We start from the raw sequence: 18,177 nt of genomic DNA, 5'->3' as shown, positions 1-18,177 counted from the left end.
ACAGGAGGATGAAAGAATGAAGTTAGAGAATTTTGAAGGCTATACCTATGTAGATGGTGGTGTCTGTGCTGCCAGAGGATTTGTAGCTAACGGTTTAAATGCAGGCATCAACCCAGATAAAAAGAAAAACGATATGTGTCTGGTATACAGTCAGGAGCCTTGCAGTGCAGCAGGTGTGTATACACAGAACAAAGTGAAGGGCGCTCCAGTCATTGTGACCCGTGAGAATCTGAAAAAGAGCCACGGCATCGCACATGCGATACTGGCCAATTCCAAGAATGCCAATACCTGTAACTTTGATGGTATCGAGATTGCAGAAAAGGCTTGCCGGCTGGCAGCAGATCAGCTGGGAATCAAGCCGGAAGAAGTCATCATCGGGTCTACCGGTGTCATTGGACAGAGACTTTCTATTCAGCCGTTTGAAGAATATATGAAACCACTGGCAGAAGGAATGACTGCAGATGGCAATGACCGTGCAGCTTATGCGATTATGACCACTGATACGGTGATGAAGCAGGTGGCAGTAGAATTTAAAATAGGGGATGCCCTCTGTCGTATGGGCGGCATGGCAAAGGGAAGTGGCATGATTCATCCGAATATGGCTACTACTCTGAATTTCCTTACTTCTGATGTGGCTATCACACCGGAATTGATTCAGAAAGCGTTAAGTGATGTGGTAAAAGTTACCTACAATTGTCTCAGTGTAGATGGAGATACTTCCACTAATGATACGGTAACGGTTATGGCAAATGGACTGGCCGGAAACAAGCTGATTGACAAAGAAGATGAAGCGTACGAGATTTTCCGCCAGGCGCTGTATATCGTCATGATGAACATGACCCGTATGCTGGCAGCAGATGGTGAGGGTGCAAGCAAACTTCTGGAATGCAGCGTAACTGGTGCACCGGCTCAGGAGACTGCTATTATCATTGCCAAGAGCGTGATCCGTTCCCCATTGTTAAAATGCGCGATGTTCGGTGAAGATGCCAACTGGGGACGTGTGCTGTGTGCCATCGGATATGCAGAAGCAGAATTTGATATTGATAAAGTAGACGTAGATTTTGAATCTGAATTTGGAAAAATTGCAGTGTGCAGAGATGGATCCGGTGTGGAATTCTCAGAAGAAGAAGCAGCAAAGATCCTTTCCGCAGAAGAGATCCATATTCTGGTGGAACTCAAACAGGGCAAAGCACAGGCCAAAGCCTGGGGCTGTGACCTGACTTATGATTATGTAAAGATCAACGGGGATTATCGATCATAGGAAAGCCACTGGGGACGGAGTTTTCTGGCTCTAAAGAGCCAGAAAACTCCGTCCCCAATGGCCTCAAGAGCCAGAAAACTCCGTCCCCAATGGCCTCCAATGGCTTATTTCACGATAAAATCTGCGAAGACAGCATGCACCAGACCAGCCAGATCCTGCGGAGAAAGCTTCAGGGTATAGCCGATACGGCCGCCACTGACATAGATCTGATCGTATTTCTGTGCACTTTCCTGAATAAAAGTCGGAAACTGCTTCTTCATGCCAATCGGAGTACAACCACCTCTTACGTATCCGGTCACAGCAGTGATATCTTTTACATGGATCATCTCGATGGATTTTTCACCGGCTACTTTGGCTGCCAGTTTCAGGTCTACTTCTTCAGCAATGGGCACTACAAATACGTAGTAGGCTTTGCTCTTACCCTGGGCGACCAGAGTCTTAAAGGACTGTTCGACCGGGGCACCGGTCTTTTCTGCGGTATGCAGACCGTCTATGAATTCATCACATTCATAGGAAAGCAGTTCATATGGGATTTTATTCTTGTCAAGAATGCGCATAGCATTTGTCTTTACTTCTTTTGCCATAATATCAATTCCTCTCATAGATCAGATGTTAGAAATTCGGGTTGGTATGACCAATCTGAACAGTAATCATTTTAGCACAGATCATCATAGAATCAAGACTCATTTTTTGAAAAAATAATTTGCAGAAACTTGTCAGAAACTGGCAGGAATGGTACATTATAATTAGCTGTTCAAAAATAAAAGTATCTGTGAAGATGTGAAATGAATATGCTGAAAAATCCGAGAGGAAAAGAAAAATGGCAGAAGAAAAGAAGAAAACAGAAGATGCGGGAAAGCTGTCACCTGATAATGTATTGACTGCAAAGATGTTGGGTGGTTTTTCTCTTCAGTACCAGAATCGTGAGATTGTGCTGGATCGGAATACATTGTCCAAGACAACACAGCTGCTCCAGATATTGCTTCTGGCTGGAAAAGAGGGCGTGGCCAAGACCAGCCTGATTGATGCACTTTATGGCCGGGATGACAGTGTGGAGAACAAGAATGGCAGTCTGAACAATACCATTTTTCGTATGAGAAAGCAGTTGAAAGCAGCCGGACTGCCAGAGAGCAATTTTGTTGTGATTAAAAGCGGTATGTGTTATTGGGATGAGAGAATCCCGGTGAGCGTGGATGCACTGGAATTCAGCGAAAAAGCCCGTCAGGCCAGACTGGCAGATACGCTGGAGGAGCAGCTGCGTGATTGTGTGGCAGCCTGTCGGATGTATACCGGAGAATTCCTGCCGAGTATGATTGGAGAAGACTGGGTATCCGTGCGTAACGCAGCCTGCAGAGAGCAATATTTTTACTGTATGAATGAAGCATGCCGTGAACTGATGAGCAGGGAACGGTATGAGGAACTGGTGGAACTGGCTCATGCAGCAGCTGAGATTTATCCGTTTGAAGAATGGCAGGAGTGGGAGATCGACGGCCTGATTGCTCTGGCGCGATTCAAAGAGGCCATGGAAGTATATGAGCGGACAACGAAAAAGACGCTGGATGAATTTGGGCTGGCACCATCTCCGGAAATGCTGAAGCGTTTTCGGATCATGGGAGAGCGAATGTCTCAGGCGGCAGGTGCGATTGATGATATCCGCCATAGACTGGTAGAAAAAGAAAAGAAAAGAGGCGCATATTTCTGTACGTTTCCGAGCTTTGTGGATATTTATCATGTATTCAGCAGAATCATGGAGCGAAAGGGAATCTCGGTATTTATCATGCTCTGTACTCTGAAGAATCAGAAGAACCAGGTGTGCGGAGATGAGATGGGAAAAGACCGGGAAGTTTCCCATCAGTTGTCTGAGGCGATCCGCATTTCTCTTCGCAGCGGAGATTTTTATACCAGATACAATTATTCACAGTATCTGATCATGCTGTCGGAGATTCAGCAGGAGAATTGCTCCGTCGTATCACATCGTATTGACCAGAACTTTCAGAAAATGGAAGAAACAACAGGTTATTACATTGATTTTTATGTGGCATCCATTGCTGAGATCTGCGAAGAGGAGAAGCCAAAGCCAGAGAAAAAATTCAAAGAAAAAAAGAACATGTGGAAATAGTGTAACTGTGAAGGAACTGAACAGATACGAAATAGTTCATGAAATAGAAGTTCTGATATAATAAAAGCGTAACATCAGGTGTAGTCTGGAAGAGGAAAAATACGTGGAAAATAAAAAGAAATCTGGAACCTTTGTGGTTCATATCAAATGTTGTGAAAATGCGACCTGGCAGGGTGATGTTACCTGGGCCGAGGAGAATAAAAAAGAAAGTTTCCGCAGTGCGCTGGAGCTGATCCGCCTGATTGACGGTGCACTGGATATGTCGGAAGAATAGGACAGGAGACAGAAAACATGACGGAATATAGAATGAATATTTCGGCACCGAATATTGTAAATGTGTGCATAGATCAGATCACGGAGACGGAGAAGCAGGGAAGGATGTATGACTGCTACAGCCGGGAACCGTTTCGGTTTCAGAATGAACTGCAGCTGATGCGAAAGATGGAAGAACTGATGGACTGGCTGGATTATCCGCAGAGTTCTATGAAGACCCGCAGTTATCAGAAAGCAGAGCGGGAAAAGCAGGCAGACCAGCCGGAGAAGGTGTGGGGCTGTGAAGAGATGCTGCAGGAACGGGGAGTCAGAGGGACAATGGTGATTCATGTGCAGTACAGACAGAATGCGACCTGGCAGGGGAAAATTTTATGTGTAGAGACGGGTGAGACACAGGAATTTTTCAGTATGCTGGAATTGTTAAAGATTATAGATAATGAATTTTGAAGCCAGCTGGAGGCTCAGCCTCCACTGGCTTTTCGTCGCTCCCGGTCACAGATAATCCACTCATCCAGCGTCAGCGGCGTATAATCCGAATACATGCAGAAGCAGTTGATCATATTGCATGGAATATGGACTTCTTTCCCGTTGCGGTCAGTACGGCGGGTATTTCTTGTGATATCCTGAAACCGTTCAATCAGGCGTTGATCCATGGTGTCATGCACATGTCCGTAGAGCATGTAAGTCTTTTCCTCCCCTTTTTCATTGCGGTAATACTGACCGTTATAACACATGATCGGATAATGGCTGAGAATGATTTTTCGTTTGTTATCTTTTAATTCCTCGTAATGCTTCATCCATACGAATCGATCGGTACGATAAGCATTATTTTCATGAAAACGGTCATGGTTGCCGATGATGAGATATAACCGGCCGTTCAGCCGGTTCAGAAGCGCTTTGGTCTCATCGGGTTTCCCCCAGGAGAGATCTCCCAGGATCACTACTTCATCATTGGGACGCACTTTGGCGTTCCATTTTTTTAGCATATAAGCATTCATCTCTTCCGTGGAACCAAATCCGCGGCAATCCATCTTGTCATTCAGTTCTCCGTGAAAAAAATGGCAGTCAGAAATATAATATCTCATAAATTCTCCCCTATTGGTTCCAGCTTCCGGAACCATATTCGTTGCGGTATTCCTGACGCTTCAGTTCCAGATATAATTCGGCATTTACCGCATGTTCATAAGGATATACGAAAAAGATTCCGGCAAGTCCAAAGGTCAGAATACTGACATAATCCCACAGGAAGAAGGACCAGTCCAGTACAAAAGCACGCCACTTCTGGCCGCGCATCATTTCTTTGCTCTTCTGAAATACCTCTTTGTGCCGCATCTCAGGATATTCGGCCAGCAGATATGGCACCATGCGGTATTCATAGGACTTGATAATGCCCGGGATCACCAGCAGAAGAGACCACAGCGTAATCATAATGTCTCTCCATAAAAGATTCAGGACAATATTCATATAATTGCGGTCACGAAAAGCCATGGTCAGCCGGTTCAGGCTGGTCTGTTCCTCTGGCTTTTTGGCATTATCCAGAAAGAATCTGGCGCCTCCCACGCAGATCGGTTCCAGTACCAGAATGCCAAGCAGCATCAGCAGAAAAGAACTGGCACTGCCGAGAAAATCGGAAATATAATCCCAGATAACCTGCATCGGTCCCATTACAAAACGACGCAACATGCTCAGAGAAGGATCCTGTGCCAGCTCTTGTGCGCGGCTGTAAATAGTTTCATAAGTACTTTCTGTCAGCGCACTGTCGGTATTGGTGAGAGTAGCTGTGATATCCGGAGTTTGAGTCATTTCCATCATGGCAAGACTTTCATAATAAGCATCACTGGCATCCTGTACGGTGGATGTCGAGGAACCGCCAAAAGTCTGACTGCCTGCCGCAAACAACAGGATAATAGCTGCCAGCATACATTTCAGATAATTGGCCTTCAGAGCTGCTTTGGCATTTCTTTTTAAATTAGAACGTTTCCACATATCTGTAAACCTCCATATAATCTTATGGTGAATCAGAAGAATGTCTCCGGGAGGCAGGCTTCTGCTCAATATTCGTATCATTATACTACAAAGAAAGTGCAGATGCAAAATATTTTATCTGTCGCCGATTCTCACTATGGTACCCCGGAAATAACAAGAATCAGTATTTCCGGGGGAGAATCAGAATGAACCAGTATATAGAATAGTGCAAGAAAACAAGGCATGAAAAAGTAAACAAAAAATATTGTGTTAAATTGTACAAAATGATGATTCATGAAATTATATTACATACATATTGACAAAATAAAATTTTATTTTATAATGTAATTACAACAAAGAACTGGTATAAATGCTTAAGAAAAAAGAAGCTATTTATACAAAAAATGGTCGAAATGTTTAAAAAATTTAAATGTATGGAGGGCAAAGAACATGAGACGAAGTAATTTAGTTACACGAGGCATTATCTTATCAGCAATCGCAGCTATGGCTCTTGGAGCAGCAGTATCAGCAGATGATACTACATTAGAGTTCCAGCAGTGGTGGGGAGTAGAACTTCCAGATGGTGCATTACAGGAAATCTGTGATGGATTTACAGAAGAGACAGGCGTGAAGATTGATCTTCTGAGCAACCCATACGCAGATACCAAGACACAGATCGCAGCAGGTGCAGCAGCAGGCACTATGGCAGACGTTGTTGGTCTTGACGGATCCTGGGTATATGACTTTGCAAAACAGGGATCTATCGCAAACCTGACAGAGCTGATGGAAGCAGACGGATATGATGATTCTCAGTTATCTGACCAGATCAAATATGAAGGAAATACATATATGATCCCAGTTGTTAACTTTGCATATCCACTGTTTGTAAATACAGATATCCTGGAAGAAGCCGGAGTAGAAGAAATTCCTACTACATGGTCAGAGTTCCTGGATGCATGCGATAAGATCACAACAAATACAGATAAAGCAGCATATGCTATTCCACTTTCTACAGAAGCACCGAATGGTATCCAGAACCAGTTCAGCTCATGGCTGTGGGCTTCAGGCGGAAATCTCCTTCAGGATGGCAAACCGGCTCTGACAGATAATGACAAGCTTGCTCAGTTAGTAGACATGGTTAAGACCATGAAAGATAAAGGATATCTGTCCGATGGTGCTGAAGCAATGAAAGAACAGGATATGGTAAATGAGTTCGAAAACGGACGCCTTGCATTCATGGTAGATGGTATTTCTCACCTGACAACCATCAAGACAGAAAGCCCGGATCTGAACTTCACATTTGCAAAGATGCCAGTTATGGATGATTATACAGACAAGAGCGGTATGGACGTAGCTAACTGGGGTATCGGTATTGCAGAGAACTGCGAAAACAAAGAAGCAGCAATGCAGTTTGTAGAATATCTGATGAGCCCTGAAGTAAATGCAAAACTTGCTCAGCTTGCTAATGCATTCCCAGGTAACTCCACAGCTGAACCAGATTACTCATCCAATGATGAACTGTTCCAGAAAGCATTCGAAATCTTCGGTGAAGGTTATGCAATCAATGAATTCACAGGCGCACCTACAGCAGAAGACCTGATGAGAAGCATGAACGAACAGCTTGTTCTCTACATTGATGGTGATACAGCATCTGTTGATGAAATGCTCAGTGCTACACAGGAAGCATGGGAAGCAGCTTACAATCAGTAAGAATTTGATAACAGGGCTGTACGAAAAGTACAGCCCTGTTCTTGAAAAGGAGTGAAAAAATTGGCAAATGTCTGTAATGACAAACAAGTGTTAAAAAAGAAACTGACTCCATACGGTTATCTTCTTCCAACAATTATCCTTCTGTTTATTTTGCTGGTAATACCGGTCATTATGGTTATCGGATATTCTTTTTTTGACAACGTAATTGTGAATAAGAACCCGGTATTCGTAGGGTTGAAAAATTATGCAACCGTACTTCACGATAAGAACTTCTGGAATGCAATCAGTAATACATTATTTTTTGTTATTGTCAGTATGGTGGCACATCTGGTAATCGGTATGGTATTCGCACTGGTATTAAATACCAGATATCTTGGAAATAAGACAAAAGGTATTTTCCGTGTGATTTATGCATTACCGTGGATGTTTACTGCATCCGTTATAGCAATTCTCTGGAGAATGATGTTGGATCCGAGTGGTGTTCTGAACTACTTGATGATGACGCTTCATATCACGAGTGACAAGGTTTCTTTTTTGGCAACCAGAAGTATTGCATTACAGGCTGTTACTCTGATTAATATCTGGTCTGGATATCCATTCTACATGATCAGTATTCTTGCCGGATTACAGGGTATCTCCACAGATCTCTATGAGGCATCTTCACTGGACGGTGCCAATACCATCCAGACATACCTGAGAATCACACTGCCTCAGTTAAAACCGATTCTGATCAGTCTTCTTATGCTGGACTTCGTCTGGACACTGCAGCAGTTCGCATTGATCTGGATGACCACAGGAGGCGGTCCTGTAAACGCAACAGAGACAGTCAGCACCTATATTTATAAACAGGCATTTACAAAATATCAGTATTCCACAGCATCTACCGGTGCAGTATTGTTACTGATTGTCTGCTCTATCGTTGGTGTGCTGTATGTCAGACAACAGAGATCGGAGGACTAGACATGGTTGGAAAGAAAAAGAAATCTGTACAGATTCTGGTATTTATTGTTCTTATTATAGGAGCCATATGGGCCGGCTTTCCGGTATTGTGGATGTTCTCGAACTCATTTAAGGGAAATGCAGAGATTTTCACATGGCCTCCTACATGGATTTCAAAGAGTTTCAGCCTTTCTGCATATGGCAAAATTCTGACAAATCCGGAACAGTTAAGGTTCTTCCTTAACAGTTATGTAATCGCAGCATTAGTGGTAATTGTTACACTGATCATAGGAATCATGGCTTCTTATGCATTCAGCCGTTTCAATTTCCCTGGAAAAAAATTAATCAACACTGTTATTGTAGCGATTCAGGCAGTACCGCCAATCACACTGCTGATCCCGTACCTGAGCCTGATCGTAACACTGAAATTATACAATACATACTGGGCACTGGTACTTACCTATATGGTATTTACACTTCCGTATTGTATTCTGATGGTAACCGGATATATGAACACTCTGCCAAAGGATCTGGATGAAGCCGTTATGATAGATGGCGGTTCCAGATGGACCGCACTGTGGAAGATTCTGGTGCCGACCGCAGTACCTGGACTGGTATCTGTAGGAATGTACACATTCATGCAGTCTTGGAATGAATACCTGTTTGCGTTGGCATTGACCAAGACCAATGAGATGCGTACCGTACCTGTTGGAATCAACCTCCTGATGGGACAGCATGCTTATGAATGGAATCAGATGATGGCAATGAGCGTACTTGGTTCTCTGCCGATCCTGTTCTTATTCCTGTTCTTCCAGAGATATTTCATCGCAGGTATGACTGCAGGTTCTGTAAAGAACTAGAAAAGGAGTCACTATGAGTATTTTATCAGTTGGAATGGCATTCTGTGATATCCCATTACGTCCCTGTCCGGCCAATATTATGGAACTGGATAATTACCAGATTCGTAAAGTAGAGATGCATACCGGTGGCGATGCGCTGACGGTAGCAGTGGTGCTGGCGAAGATGGGCGCAGAAGTGGAGCTGAATGCAAAAGTAGGAAATGATGCAGGTGGGAAGTTTGTCTTAAGCGAACTGGAGAAAAACGGAGTTTGCGCAGAGGCGGTCACGGTGGAAGAGAATTATGCAACGGCCACATCCTATCAGCTGATTGAAGAGAATGGTCAGCGTCATTTTCTGGTAGACAGTGAAATCAATAAACTGCTAAAAAATACGGATGTGACGGATGAACAGATTCAGAAAGCGGATATTATATTTATGGGAAGTGCTCTGGCAATGGAAGGAATGAATGATCAGGAGATCAGCGCATTATTCCAGAGAGCACACAAAGAAGGAAAAATCACTGCAATGGATGCGTCTGTGGCGGTTACGGACAGCGAAAGCTGCAAGATGAACCTGCTCAGACAGACGTTGCAGCATACAGATATATTCATACCAAGTTATGAAGAGGCAAGTTATCTTGCACAGAAAGAAAAAGTAGAAGATATTATCGAAGCATTCCGCCAGTTTCCGTTGAAAGTATTCGGGATTAAGCTGGGCGCAGAAGGTTGTGTACTGACAGATTTTAAAGAAACAATTTACAGGAAGCCGTATAAGGGCAAGCCGGTAGTCGATACAACCGGAGCAGGAGATTGCTTTATGGGTGGATTTTTATACGCATTTTCGAATGGATTATCCATGGAAGAATGTGGAAAATTTGGAAGTGCGGTATCTGCATTCGGTATCTCTGCTGTCGGACCGAGTACAGCAGTTCCGGATTATGAAACAGTACTTCAGTTTATCAAAGATTCAGAAGAGGGAACAGACAATGGAATTCAGACAAAAATATGATCAGGCATTTGAATCTCTGACAAAACAGATCAAAAAACGTTCTGAAAAAGGTATTTACACTGCAATGGGTTATACCAGCAATCTGGATATTCTCTGCGATTTTCAGGTAGAAAAACTGAATGAGCTGCTGGCAGCGACGATGCAGGGCGCAGACCTGACCAAGATGAAAGTGGCAGCTATGATCACCAGTCAGAAAGAACTGCTGGAATCTGTCGTATATTACTGCATCAATGGAATCGGCGGTGAGGTAGATATTCAGGATCCAGAGTTGGTAAAAGAAACATTTGCCTATAAGAATGGCATGGGAGGTACAGCCGTACAGGCTGCTCTGGCACTTGCTATGATCGGCGGACCGTCCATCGTACATCTGACAGATGATTCCAAAGAAGTGTGCGATCAGCTGGTATCACCGTATGTACGTGTTGCACTGGAAGATGGCACACTGGGTGGTGCAGAGAAAATGCCGGGTAAGAACCCACAGGAGTGCCACTTTATTATTCAGTTTAAAAAAGGAGATGTGATTAGACTTGGCGATCAGGCTATTCCGATTCCATGTTCTAACCGACTGATTCTTACAAAGAATACCGTCAACGAGACGCTTCCGTTCTGGACACCGTATTTTGAATGGATCGAAAATCACGCAGATCAGGTCAGCACAAATGTGTTATCCAGCTTCAACAGCATTCTGGACATTGAGATCTTAAAAGAACGCCTGAAGTATCTGAAAGGTCATGTAGAGCGTTATCATAAAAACAATCCGGAAGGAATTGTTTATTTTGAAGATGCACATTATCACAGCTATGCAATCCGCAAACTGTGTATTGAGACGGTCTATCCATTTGTGGATATTTTAAGCATGAACGAAGAGGAACTCCAGTATACCCTGAACGAGATGTATGGTATGAAGATTGATATTGATGATATTGAGTCCTGCATCTGGGGGGTAGAGTATCTGATCCAGAAGTTTGATGTTACTTATGGTATCATCGTACATACCAAAGATTATGCAATGTACGTTGGCAAGCCACTGAAGGCTGACATCGAAAGCGGCCTGATGTATGGCAATATCCTGGCAACAGCAAAAGCATCAGCCGGAGGATATGGAACAGCAGAGCAGATTCAGGATGTATTAAAACTGGATCTCAGTCCGAAAGGATGTGAATATCGCGAAAAGATTCGTAACAGCGAATATCGCGACCGTGTGATTTTGGTTCCAACAAGATACATTGACAAACCAAAATACACCATTGGATTAGGAGATTCGTTTACCGGAGGTGTGCAGATGTGTTTTTAATACATCTCACTTTACGGTAACGACAATATAAACTTTTTTCTATTGAGGAGGAAAAGAAAAATGTTATACAACATGAAAGAAATCTTAGCAGTAGCAAAGGAGCACAAATTCGCAATTCCTGCATTTAACGTAGCAGACTGGTCCATGTTCCTGGGAATCATGGATGAATGTGAAGCTACCAATTCACCTGTAATCATTGAAATTCATCCAGATGAACTGGCATTTGAAGGTCCTGACATGGTAGGCGCTATCAGACAGCGTGCTCTGAAATCTAAAGTACCTGTTTGTATCCATCTGGATCACTGCAGCAACTTTGGAACCATTATCGAAGCAATCCAGTGTGGTTTTACATCTGTTATGTTTGATGGAGCATCTCTTCCATTTGAAGAAAACATCGCAGGCGCTAAGAAAGTGGTAGAAGCAGCTCATCCGGTTAACGTATCTGTAGAAGCAGAACTGGGAACCATCGGTTCTACAAACCCTGCTGATCTGGAAGGTGGAGCAGCTCAGATCATCTACACAGATCCTGATGATGCAGTAAAATTCGTAGAAGCTACCGGCGTAGATACTCTTGCAGTTGCAATCGGAACTTGCCACGGACTGTATCCGGCAGGCATGAAACCAGAACTGAAACTGGATATCCTGAAAGAGATCGAAGCAAAAGTAAATGTACCTCTGGTTCTTCATGGTGGATCTAACAACCCAGATAAAGAAATTGGCGAATCTGTAACACTTGGTATCTGCAAGATTAATATTTCTTCTGATATCAAAGCTGCTTACTTCACAAAGATGCGTGAAGTGCTTCTGGACAAAGGATTAAGAGAGCCAGGTGATATCGAACCTCCATGTATGGAAGCTATGAAAGAAGTTGTAAAACATAAACTTGACCTCTTCCAGACAACAGGAAAAGCTGTATTGTACTAATAATTGTAGAAAAATCTTGAAAAATTCATAAGGTAAAACACGAAAACTGGAAGAAAGTTACTTATGATTTCTTCCGGTTTTTGTTATAATTACTGGTACATAAATATAGACAGGCGGTGACGGACGTATAACATATTTCCCTGAAAGGATCAAAACGATGAAAAAAAATATAGAGGATGAAGAAGTCCTGGAAGTTATTAATGAAAAATATATGGAGTTGTTCCCGGCTGAGAAGAAGGTTGTGGATGCTATTTTAAAAAAGCCACAGAACGTAGTGAACTATAATGTGGCAGATCTGGCCAAGAAAAGTGATGTCAGTGTGGCGACGATTGTGCGTTTGTGCCATCATCTGGGATATGAAGGATATTATCAGTTCCGGCTTCTGTTGTCCAGAGATCTGGGGAAAAAACAGCATAGGGTGAAGAAAAGCGGCGATGCATTTGGAAGTTACGTGGAAGAACTGGCGGACAGTGTACTGGCGATAGGAAAACGCCTGGATCTGGGTCAGTTGAGAGAAGTGCTGGAAGTACTGAAGAATGCGCCGATGGTACATCTGATTGCCTGTGGCAATGCCACCAATGTATCTCGTTATATGGGATTTCGTCTGGAACGTCTGGGTATTCGCTGCACCTATTCGGAACTTCCGGAATACAGCATCAGTCATATCAATCTGGCCAATAAAGATGAAGTAGTAGTAGGGATCTCCAAGTCAGGAATCTCCAAAAGAGTGATTGATGGTATGACCATTGCAAAGGGAAAGGATATGAAGGTGATTGCGATCACAGCGAGTCTGAAAAGCGAAGTAGCCAAGCTGGCAGACTATGTGTTGAACAGTAGTGTCAGACAGGAGGCTTTTGATTTTTACAATGGATATTCTTATTTTAATGAATATGTGATCGTAGACACGGTTCTGAACTTTATGGTAAATCAGGAATTGCTGGAGGCGGAGAGGGCATCAGAGAGTCCTTCTGCAGAAGGAAATGGTGTTATGCCAAAGGCGGTTAGCAGATAGTAAGATATGGAATATATCAATGAAAAATAGAAAATGAAAGACAGTTTGTTTCGATGAAAAACAGGCTGTCTTTTTTATGGAGTAAAAAAGTGTTGACAAAACTAAAATACTAGTGTACTATTCAACTATGACAGTAATACAAAAATGAAAAGGAGGGCACCATGGAATATAATCCGGCATTACCGATTTATCTGCAGGTGGCGAATTCCATTAAGCGGGATATCGTGACAGGCAGGCTGGAGCTTGGAGCCAGGCTTCCATCTGTGCGGGATCTGGCGGTGGCCTATACGATTAATCCGAATACCGTCAGCAGAGTATACAAGGAACTGGAGATGGAAGATGTCTGTTTTACCAGACGAGGCATGGGGACATTTGTGACACAGGATCCGGAGAAGGTGAAGAATATGAAGAGAGAGATGGCGGGAACACTGATTTATGAATTCCTGGAGGGGATGAAGCAGCTTGGCTTCACCCAGGAAGAGGCGATAAAGGTTCTGGAGCAGAGCGAGTTCCAGGAGAAAGAAGAAAAGTAGAGCAGGAAGCAAAATGAGGAGATGACAGAGATGATCTTAGAGAGCAGGGAAGTTACGAAGAATTATGGAAGTAAGACCGCAGTGAATGGAGTATCGTTGAAGCTGGAGCCTGGACTGGTATATGCCATGCTGGGACCGAACGGCAGCGGTAAGACTACCTGGATGAAGATGGCGGCAGGACTGGTGAAGCCAAGTATGGGTGAGATCCTTTATGAGGGCAACCAGGTGGGAAAAGAGAGCAAGAAAGAGATTGCCTATATGTCCACCGAACCGTATTTTTATAGCTGGATGTCCGTGGGAGATGTGGGAAAGTACTATGAGGACTTTTTTGAGGATTTCTCTATGGAGAAGTATCATCAGATGCTGGAACGGATGGAACTGACAGAGGATATGAAGGCAAAGAAGCTTTCTTCCGGTATGATGGCAAAGCTGAAGATTGCAGTTACCATGGCACGAAAAGCAAAAGTATATCTGCTGGATGAGCCACTGAATGGGATTGATCTTCTGGCCAGAGATCAGATCATGACCAGCATTCTGGAAGCGATGGATAAAGATGTGACGCTGGTGGTTTCCAGCCATCTGGTAGATGAACTGGAGCGGGTAGCAGATGCGGCACTTTTTATGAAAGACGGACACCTGGTCGAACAGTGCATGATCGAGGATCTGCGCATGAATCAGAATAAGTCAGTGGTAGACTTATATCGTGAAATCTATGGACATGGGGGAGAAGGACAATGTTAAAGCTAATGAAATATGAATTTCGGAAAACAGGATTTTCCAAACTGATACTGCTGGTGGTTACACTGGTAGCGGAACTGGCATTTCTGTTGGGGGTATTTCTGGAAAAAGACCGACTTCTGGCAACAGGTATTATGATGCTGTTTCTCTGCGCTGTGATTGGCATTGCTTATATCGGATTGGAAAGCGTGCTGGCGCTGCATCGTGATCTGAATACGAAGCAGAGTTATATGTTGTTCCTGACACCGCACAGCAGCTATGAAATTCTTGGAGCTAAGGTGCTGGAAAATGGGATCTCCATTCTGATAACCGGTATCTTTTTCGCACTGGTGGCTGCGTTGGATGTACTGATAGCAACCCTGTACATTGGCGGCGTAAAAGAGATGATGAATATGGTGAAGAATTTTCTGGATGTCAGTATGAATATGAATATCAGCGCAAAAGATGCTGCGTTTGTATTTTTCACGACACTGGCCAGCTGGATGGTCTATATCGTGAATGCAGATCTGGCGGTGATCCTTTCTGCAACAGTACTGGCAGGAAAGAAGGCCAGCGGACTGGTCGCATTTGTGATCTTTATGGTTCTGTCCTGGCTGATGGGACTGGGGCTGGATCATTTGCCGGTACTTCACAATGATGATCTGCAGTTTGTTTTGTATATTGTGGCTGCTATGGCCGCATCAGCGGCGGTATATCTGCTCAGTGGATGGATCATGGAGAAAAAACTGAGCGTGTAGCTGGTTACGGAGTGAACAGTAACCTGTTTCATAGCAAATGTGACAGATGTCCACTTGAATAGAGTGTGGTAATTGTGTAAAATGGATATAAAGGAGCGTGAAAAAGTTCCGTTATATCCATTTTTTACGTAAAACGATATATGGGAGGTTTACATAACATGAAAAAGAAGATGATCGCAGCAGGCCATATTTGCGTTGATATCACACCGGCAATCCCTGGGAAAAAAGGAGCGAAGATCAACGAACTGCTTATTCCCGGCAAGCTGATTGAAGTGGGAGATGCGACAGTCAGTACGGGAGGGGCTGTGGCAAATACCGGTCTTGCAATGAAGATTCTGGGTGGAAATGTTTCCCTTATGGGAAAAATCGGAAATGATGCTTTTGGCGGAATTGTAAAGAATGTGCTGAAGAAATATGGGCTGGAAGATGGCCTTTTGATTTCGGATACCGCAGCAACCTCTTATACAGTAGTGGTGGCAGTACCTGGTATTGACCGGATCTTTTTGCATAATCCGGGAGCAAATAACGCATTTTATGCTGATGACATTCCGGAAGAAGAATTAAAGGATGCAGCGTTATTCCATTTTGGATATCCGCCTATCATGCGATCCATGTATGTGAATGATGGAGAAGAACTGGTGAAGATGATGAAGATGGTGAAAGAGGCAGGAGTAGCCACATCGATGGATCTGGCTGCGGTAGATGAAGCTTCTGAGGCCGGACAGGTAGACTGGCATCATGTGCTGGAGCGTGTCATGCCATATGTGGATATTTTTGTTCCAAGTGTGGAGGAACTTTGCTATATGCTGGATAAGGAACGATTCCAGGAATGGCAGGAGAGAGCAGCCGGAAGAGATGTCACGGAAATCCTGGATATTGAGAAAGATGTGAAACCACTGGCAGATGAGTGCATGAAGATGGGCGTGAAGGTTCTTCTCTTAAAATGTGGCGCGCCGGGCATGTATTTTTGCAGTGCATCAAAGGAGGTATTGTCCCAGATTACAGACCGCCTGGAGCTGGATGTGGAGGCCTGGGCAGGTAAAGAATATTTTGAGAAAAGCTATGTACCGGAGAAAGTATTGTCTGGTACCGGAGCAGGGGATACATCAATTGCTGCTTTTCTGACAGCCATGACAGATGGCTATACACCGGAAGATGCCCTGCATCTGGCGGCAGGAACCGGAGCTTCCTGTGTGGCAGCTTACGATGCATTAAGTGGGTTGAAGTCTTTTGAAGAACTGAAGAAAAAGATGGATGCCGGATGGGAAAAAGCAGAGTAGTCTGGGCATATAGGAGGATGCAGATATGGCGAACTATATTATGGCGCTGGATGCAGGGACAACCAGCAATCGTTGTATTTTGTTTGATGAAAAGGGGAATATGTGCAGTGTGGCACAGCGGGAGTTCAGACAGTATTTCCCCAAACCGGGATGGGTGGAGCATGATGCAGATGAGATCTGGGCCAGTCAGCTGGGAGTGGCAGTCGAAGCGATGAACATGATTGGTGCCACGGCACAGGATATTGCAGCAATCGGCATTACCAATCAGAGAGAAACGGTCATTATCTGGGATAATGAGACGGGAGAGCCGATCTATCATGCCATTGTGTGGCAGTGCCGCAGAACTTCGGAATACTGTGATTCTCTGAAGGAAAAGGGGCTGACCGAGATGTTTCGCCAGAAGACCGGGCTGGTGATCGATGCTTATTTTTCAGCGACAAAGATTCGCTGGATCCTGGAGCATGTGCCGGGAGCCAGGGAGCGGGCAGAAAAAGGTGAACTTCTCTTTGGAACGGTGGAGACCTGGCTGATCTGGAAGCTGACAAAGGGAAAGGTGCATGTGACAGATTACAGCAATGCATCCCGCACCATGCTCTTTAATATCAATACATTGCAGTGGGATGATGAGATCCTGCAGGAACTGAATATTCCAAAATGTATATTGCCGGAAGTGAAGCCTTCCAGCTGCGTCTATGGCACCACAGATCCTTCCTATCTGGGTGGTGCAATCCCGATTGCCGGGGCAGCGGGAGACCAGCAGGCGGCACTGTTTGGACAGACCTGTTTCGAAGCCGGTGAGGCAAAGAATACATACGGTACCGGATGCTTTATGCTGATGAATACCGGTGAAAAACCAGTATTTTCTCAGAATGGGCTGGTCACAACCATTGCATGGGGGCTGGACGGCAAAGTAAATTATGCACTGGAGGGATCGATCTTTGTAGCAGGTGCTTCGATCCAGTGGCTGCGGGATGAGATGCGGATGATTGATTCTGCACAGGATTCCGAATATATGGCCAAAAAAGTGCCAGATACCAACGGATGCTATGTAGTCCCGGCGTTCACCGGACTGGGGGCTCCGCACTGGGATCAATATGCACGGGGAACCATTGTGGGAATCACCCGTGGTGTGAACAAATACCATATCATACGTGCCACATTGGAATCCATCGCCTATCAGGTGAATGATGTACTGGAAGCCATGAAAGCAGATTCTGGTATGGAATTATCTTCTATGAAAGTGGATGGCGGAGCCAGTGCCAATAATTTCCTGATGCAGACACAGGCTGATGTGATCAATGCGCCGGTGAAACGTCCGGGGTGTGTGGAGACTACAGCGATGGGAGCAGCGTATCTGGCCGGACTGGCAGTGGGCTATTGGAAGAATAAAGAAGAAGTGCGCAAGAATCAGGCCATTGATCGGGTATTTTATCCAGAGATCACAGAAGAAGATCGTGCAAAGCGGATCAAAGGCTGGAACAAAGCAGTAAAATATGCCTATGGATGGGCGAAAGAAGAATTATAAATCAACGGGAAACAAAAAT

General features: G+C 44.3%; 19 protein-coding genes. 16 read left to right on the top strand and 3 right to left on the bottom strand.

Going from position 1 to position 18,177, the window contains the following annotated elements:
* The first annotated feature begins 16 nt into the window (after positions 1-16).
* Positions 17-1,261: a bifunctional glutamate N-acetyltransferase/amino-acid acetyltransferase ArgJ gene (argJ, locus tag OCV47_RS08855; protein WP_262654733.1), complete on the top strand. Its 1,245-nt coding sequence runs from the start codon at positions 17-19 to the stop codon at positions 1,259-1,261.
* A gap of 104 nt (positions 1,262-1,365) precedes the next feature.
* On the opposite strand, the gene ybaK is transcribed toward argJ, so the two are convergent.
* Positions 1,366-1,845, bottom strand: coding sequence for a Cys-tRNA(Pro) deacylase (gene ybaK / locus OCV47_RS08850; RefSeq protein WP_256301448.1), 480 nt, complete (start codon positions 1,843-1,845; stop codon positions 1,366-1,368).
* A 236-nt stretch (positions 1,846-2,081) separates the two neighbouring features.
* On the opposite strand from ybaK, the gene OCV47_RS08845 reads away from it, so the two are divergent.
* The 3 genes from OCV47_RS08845 (at position 2,082) to OCV47_RS08835 (ending at position 4,100) form a co-directional block, all read left to right on the top strand.
* On the top strand, positions 2,082-3,380 hold the full coding sequence (locus OCV47_RS08845; RefSeq protein ID WP_262654732.1) for an AfsR/SARP family transcriptional regulator: 1,299 nt from the start codon (positions 2,082-2,084) through the stop codon (positions 3,378-3,380).
* A 103-nt stretch (positions 3,381-3,483) separates the two neighbouring features.
* Entirely contained in the window at positions 3,484-3,654 is a 171-nt protein-coding gene (locus tag OCV47_RS08840; protein WP_256301409.1) for a hypothetical protein, read from the top strand.
* Positions 3,655-3,671: 17 nt separating this feature from the next.
* On the top strand, positions 3,672-4,100 hold the full coding sequence (locus OCV47_RS08835) for a hypothetical protein (RefSeq protein WP_117448476.1): 429 nt from the start codon (positions 3,672-3,674) through the stop codon (positions 4,098-4,100).
* A gap of 14 nt (positions 4,101-4,114) precedes the next feature.
* On the opposite strand, the gene OCV47_RS08830 is transcribed toward OCV47_RS08835, so the two are convergent.
* On the bottom strand, positions 4,115-4,738 hold the full coding sequence (locus OCV47_RS08830; RefSeq protein ID WP_262654731.1) for a metallophosphoesterase: 624 nt from the start codon (positions 4,736-4,738) through the stop codon (positions 4,115-4,117).
* Between the two features lie 10 nt (positions 4,739-4,748).
* On the bottom strand, positions 4,749-5,639 hold the full coding sequence (locus tag OCV47_RS08825; protein WP_262654730.1) for a DUF975 family protein: 891 nt from the start codon (positions 5,637-5,639) through the stop codon (positions 4,749-4,751).
* Positions 5,640-6,068: 429 nt separating this feature from the next.
* Here OCV47_RS08825 and OCV47_RS08820 point away from each other — a divergent pair, with 429 nt between their 5' ends.
* The 12 genes from OCV47_RS08820 (at position 6,069) to glpK (ending at position 18,158) form a co-directional block, all read left to right on the top strand.
* Positions 6,069-7,328 (top strand): ABC transporter substrate-binding protein, encoded by a 1,260-nt coding sequence (locus OCV47_RS08820; protein WP_262654729.1) that lies wholly within the window; start codon positions 6,069-6,071, stop codon positions 7,326-7,328.
* 60 nt (positions 7,329-7,388) lie between these two features.
* Positions 7,389-8,288, top strand: coding sequence for a carbohydrate ABC transporter permease (locus OCV47_RS08815; protein WP_256301401.1), 900 nt, complete (start codon positions 7,389-7,391; stop codon positions 8,286-8,288).
* A 2-nt stretch (positions 8,289-8,290) separates the two neighbouring features.
* Entirely contained in the window at positions 8,291-9,127 is an 837-nt protein-coding gene (locus tag OCV47_RS08810; RefSeq protein WP_262654728.1) for a carbohydrate ABC transporter permease, read from the top strand.
* A 13-nt stretch (positions 9,128-9,140) separates the two neighbouring features.
* Positions 9,141-10,115 (top strand): carbohydrate kinase family protein, encoded by a 975-nt coding sequence (locus tag OCV47_RS08805; RefSeq protein ID WP_262654727.1) that lies wholly within the window; start codon positions 9,141-9,143, stop codon positions 10,113-10,115.
* Entirely contained in the window at positions 10,093-11,409 is a 1,317-nt protein-coding gene (locus tag OCV47_RS08800) for an ADP-dependent glucokinase/phosphofructokinase (protein WP_262654726.1), read from the top strand. Before OCV47_RS08805 ends, OCV47_RS08800 begins: the two co-directional genes overlap by 23 nt.
* A 60-nt stretch (positions 11,410-11,469) precedes the next feature.
* On the top strand, positions 11,470-12,333 hold the full coding sequence (locus OCV47_RS08795; RefSeq protein ID WP_117448466.1) for a ketose-bisphosphate aldolase: 864 nt from the start codon (positions 11,470-11,472) through the stop codon (positions 12,331-12,333).
* A gap of 157 nt (positions 12,334-12,490) precedes the next feature.
* Positions 12,491-13,345: a MurR/RpiR family transcriptional regulator gene (locus OCV47_RS08790; RefSeq protein WP_262654725.1), complete on the top strand. Its 855-nt coding sequence runs from the start codon at positions 12,491-12,493 to the stop codon at positions 13,343-13,345.
* Positions 13,346-13,506: 161 nt separating this feature from the next.
* Complete coding sequence (locus tag OCV47_RS08785) at positions 13,507-13,878, top strand: GntR family transcriptional regulator (protein ID WP_117448464.1); 372 nt, start codon at positions 13,507-13,509, stop codon at positions 13,876-13,878.
* A gap of 30 nt (positions 13,879-13,908) precedes the next feature.
* Entirely contained in the window at positions 13,909-14,619 is a 711-nt protein-coding gene (locus OCV47_RS08780; protein WP_317244206.1) for an ABC transporter ATP-binding protein, read from the top strand.
* Complete coding sequence (locus OCV47_RS08775; RefSeq protein WP_262654724.1) at positions 14,613-15,353, top strand: hypothetical protein; 741 nt, start codon at positions 14,613-14,615, stop codon at positions 15,351-15,353. Before OCV47_RS08780 ends, OCV47_RS08775 begins: the two co-directional genes overlap by 7 nt.
* 158 nt (positions 15,354-15,511) lie before the next feature.
* Positions 15,512-16,633, top strand: coding sequence for a carbohydrate kinase family protein (locus tag OCV47_RS08770; protein ID WP_262654723.1), 1,122 nt, complete (start codon positions 15,512-15,514; stop codon positions 16,631-16,633).
* Between the two features lie 25 nt (positions 16,634-16,658).
* A complete protein-coding gene (gene glpK, locus OCV47_RS08765; RefSeq protein WP_262654722.1) occupies positions 16,659-18,158 on the top strand; it encodes a glycerol kinase GlpK in 1,500 nt (499 codons plus the stop codon).
* The last annotated feature ends 19 nt before the right edge of the window (positions 18,159-18,177 follow it).

The organism is Muricoprocola aceti (assembly GCF_025567005.1).
GTDB lineage: Bacteria > Bacillota > Clostridia > Lachnospirales > Lachnospiraceae > Marvinbryantia > Marvinbryantia aceti.
The sequence above is the reverse complement of the archived record's forward strand: the minus strand, read 5'-3'. Positions and strand labels throughout refer to the sequence as shown.

Excerpts from the sequence above, each read along its gene's own strand:
- OCV47_RS08780 (WP_317244206.1), top strand. The coding sequence starts at position 13,909 with ATGATCTTAGAGAGCAGGGAAGTTACGAAGAATTATGGAAGTAAGACC.
- OCV47_RS08795 (WP_117448466.1), top strand. The coding sequence starts at position 11,470 with ATGTTATACAACATGAAAGAAATCTTAGCAGTAGCAAAGGAGCACAAA.
- OCV47_RS08785 (WP_117448464.1), top strand. The coding sequence starts at position 13,507 with ATGGAATATAATCCGGCATTACCGATTTATCTGCAGGTGGCGAATTCC.
- OCV47_RS08835 (WP_117448476.1), top strand. The coding sequence starts at position 3,672 with ATGACGGAATATAGAATGAATATTTCGGCACCGAATATTGTAAATGTG.
- argJ (WP_262654733.1), top strand. The coding sequence starts at position 17 with ATGAAGTTAGAGAATTTTGAAGGCTATACCTATGTAGATGGTGGTGTC.
- OCV47_RS08800 (WP_262654726.1), top strand. The coding sequence starts at position 10,093 with ATGGAATTCAGACAAAAATATGATCAGGCATTTGAATCTCTGACAAAA.
- OCV47_RS08830 (WP_262654731.1), bottom strand. The coding sequence starts at position 4,738 with ATGAGATATTATATTTCTGACTGCCATTTTTTTCACGGAGAACTGAAT.
- OCV47_RS08820 (WP_262654729.1), top strand. The coding sequence starts at position 6,069 with ATGAGACGAAGTAATTTAGTTACACGAGGCATTATCTTATCAGCAATC.
- OCV47_RS08775 (WP_262654724.1), top strand. The coding sequence starts at position 14,613 with ATGTTAAAGCTAATGAAATATGAATTTCGGAAAACAGGATTTTCCAAA.
- ybaK (WP_256301448.1), bottom strand. The coding sequence starts at position 1,845 with ATGGCAAAAGAAGTAAAGACAAATGCTATGCGCATTCTTGACAAGAAT.
- OCV47_RS08810 (WP_262654728.1), top strand. The coding sequence starts at position 8,291 with ATGGTTGGAAAGAAAAAGAAATCTGTACAGATTCTGGTATTTATTGTT.
- OCV47_RS08845 (WP_262654732.1), top strand. The coding sequence starts at position 2,082 with ATGGCAGAAGAAAAGAAGAAAACAGAAGATGCGGGAAAGCTGTCACCT.
- OCV47_RS08825 (WP_262654730.1), bottom strand. The coding sequence starts at position 5,639 with ATGTGGAAACGTTCTAATTTAAAAAGAAATGCCAAAGCAGCTCTGAAG.
- OCV47_RS08770 (WP_262654723.1), top strand. The coding sequence starts at position 15,512 with ATGAAAAAGAAGATGATCGCAGCAGGCCATATTTGCGTTGATATCACA.
- OCV47_RS08790 (WP_262654725.1), top strand. The coding sequence starts at position 12,491 with ATGAAAAAAAATATAGAGGATGAAGAAGTCCTGGAAGTTATTAATGAA.
- OCV47_RS08805 (WP_262654727.1), top strand. The coding sequence starts at position 9,141 with ATGAGTATTTTATCAGTTGGAATGGCATTCTGTGATATCCCATTACGT.
- glpK (WP_262654722.1), top strand. The coding sequence starts at position 16,659 with ATGGCGAACTATATTATGGCGCTGGATGCAGGGACAACCAGCAATCGT.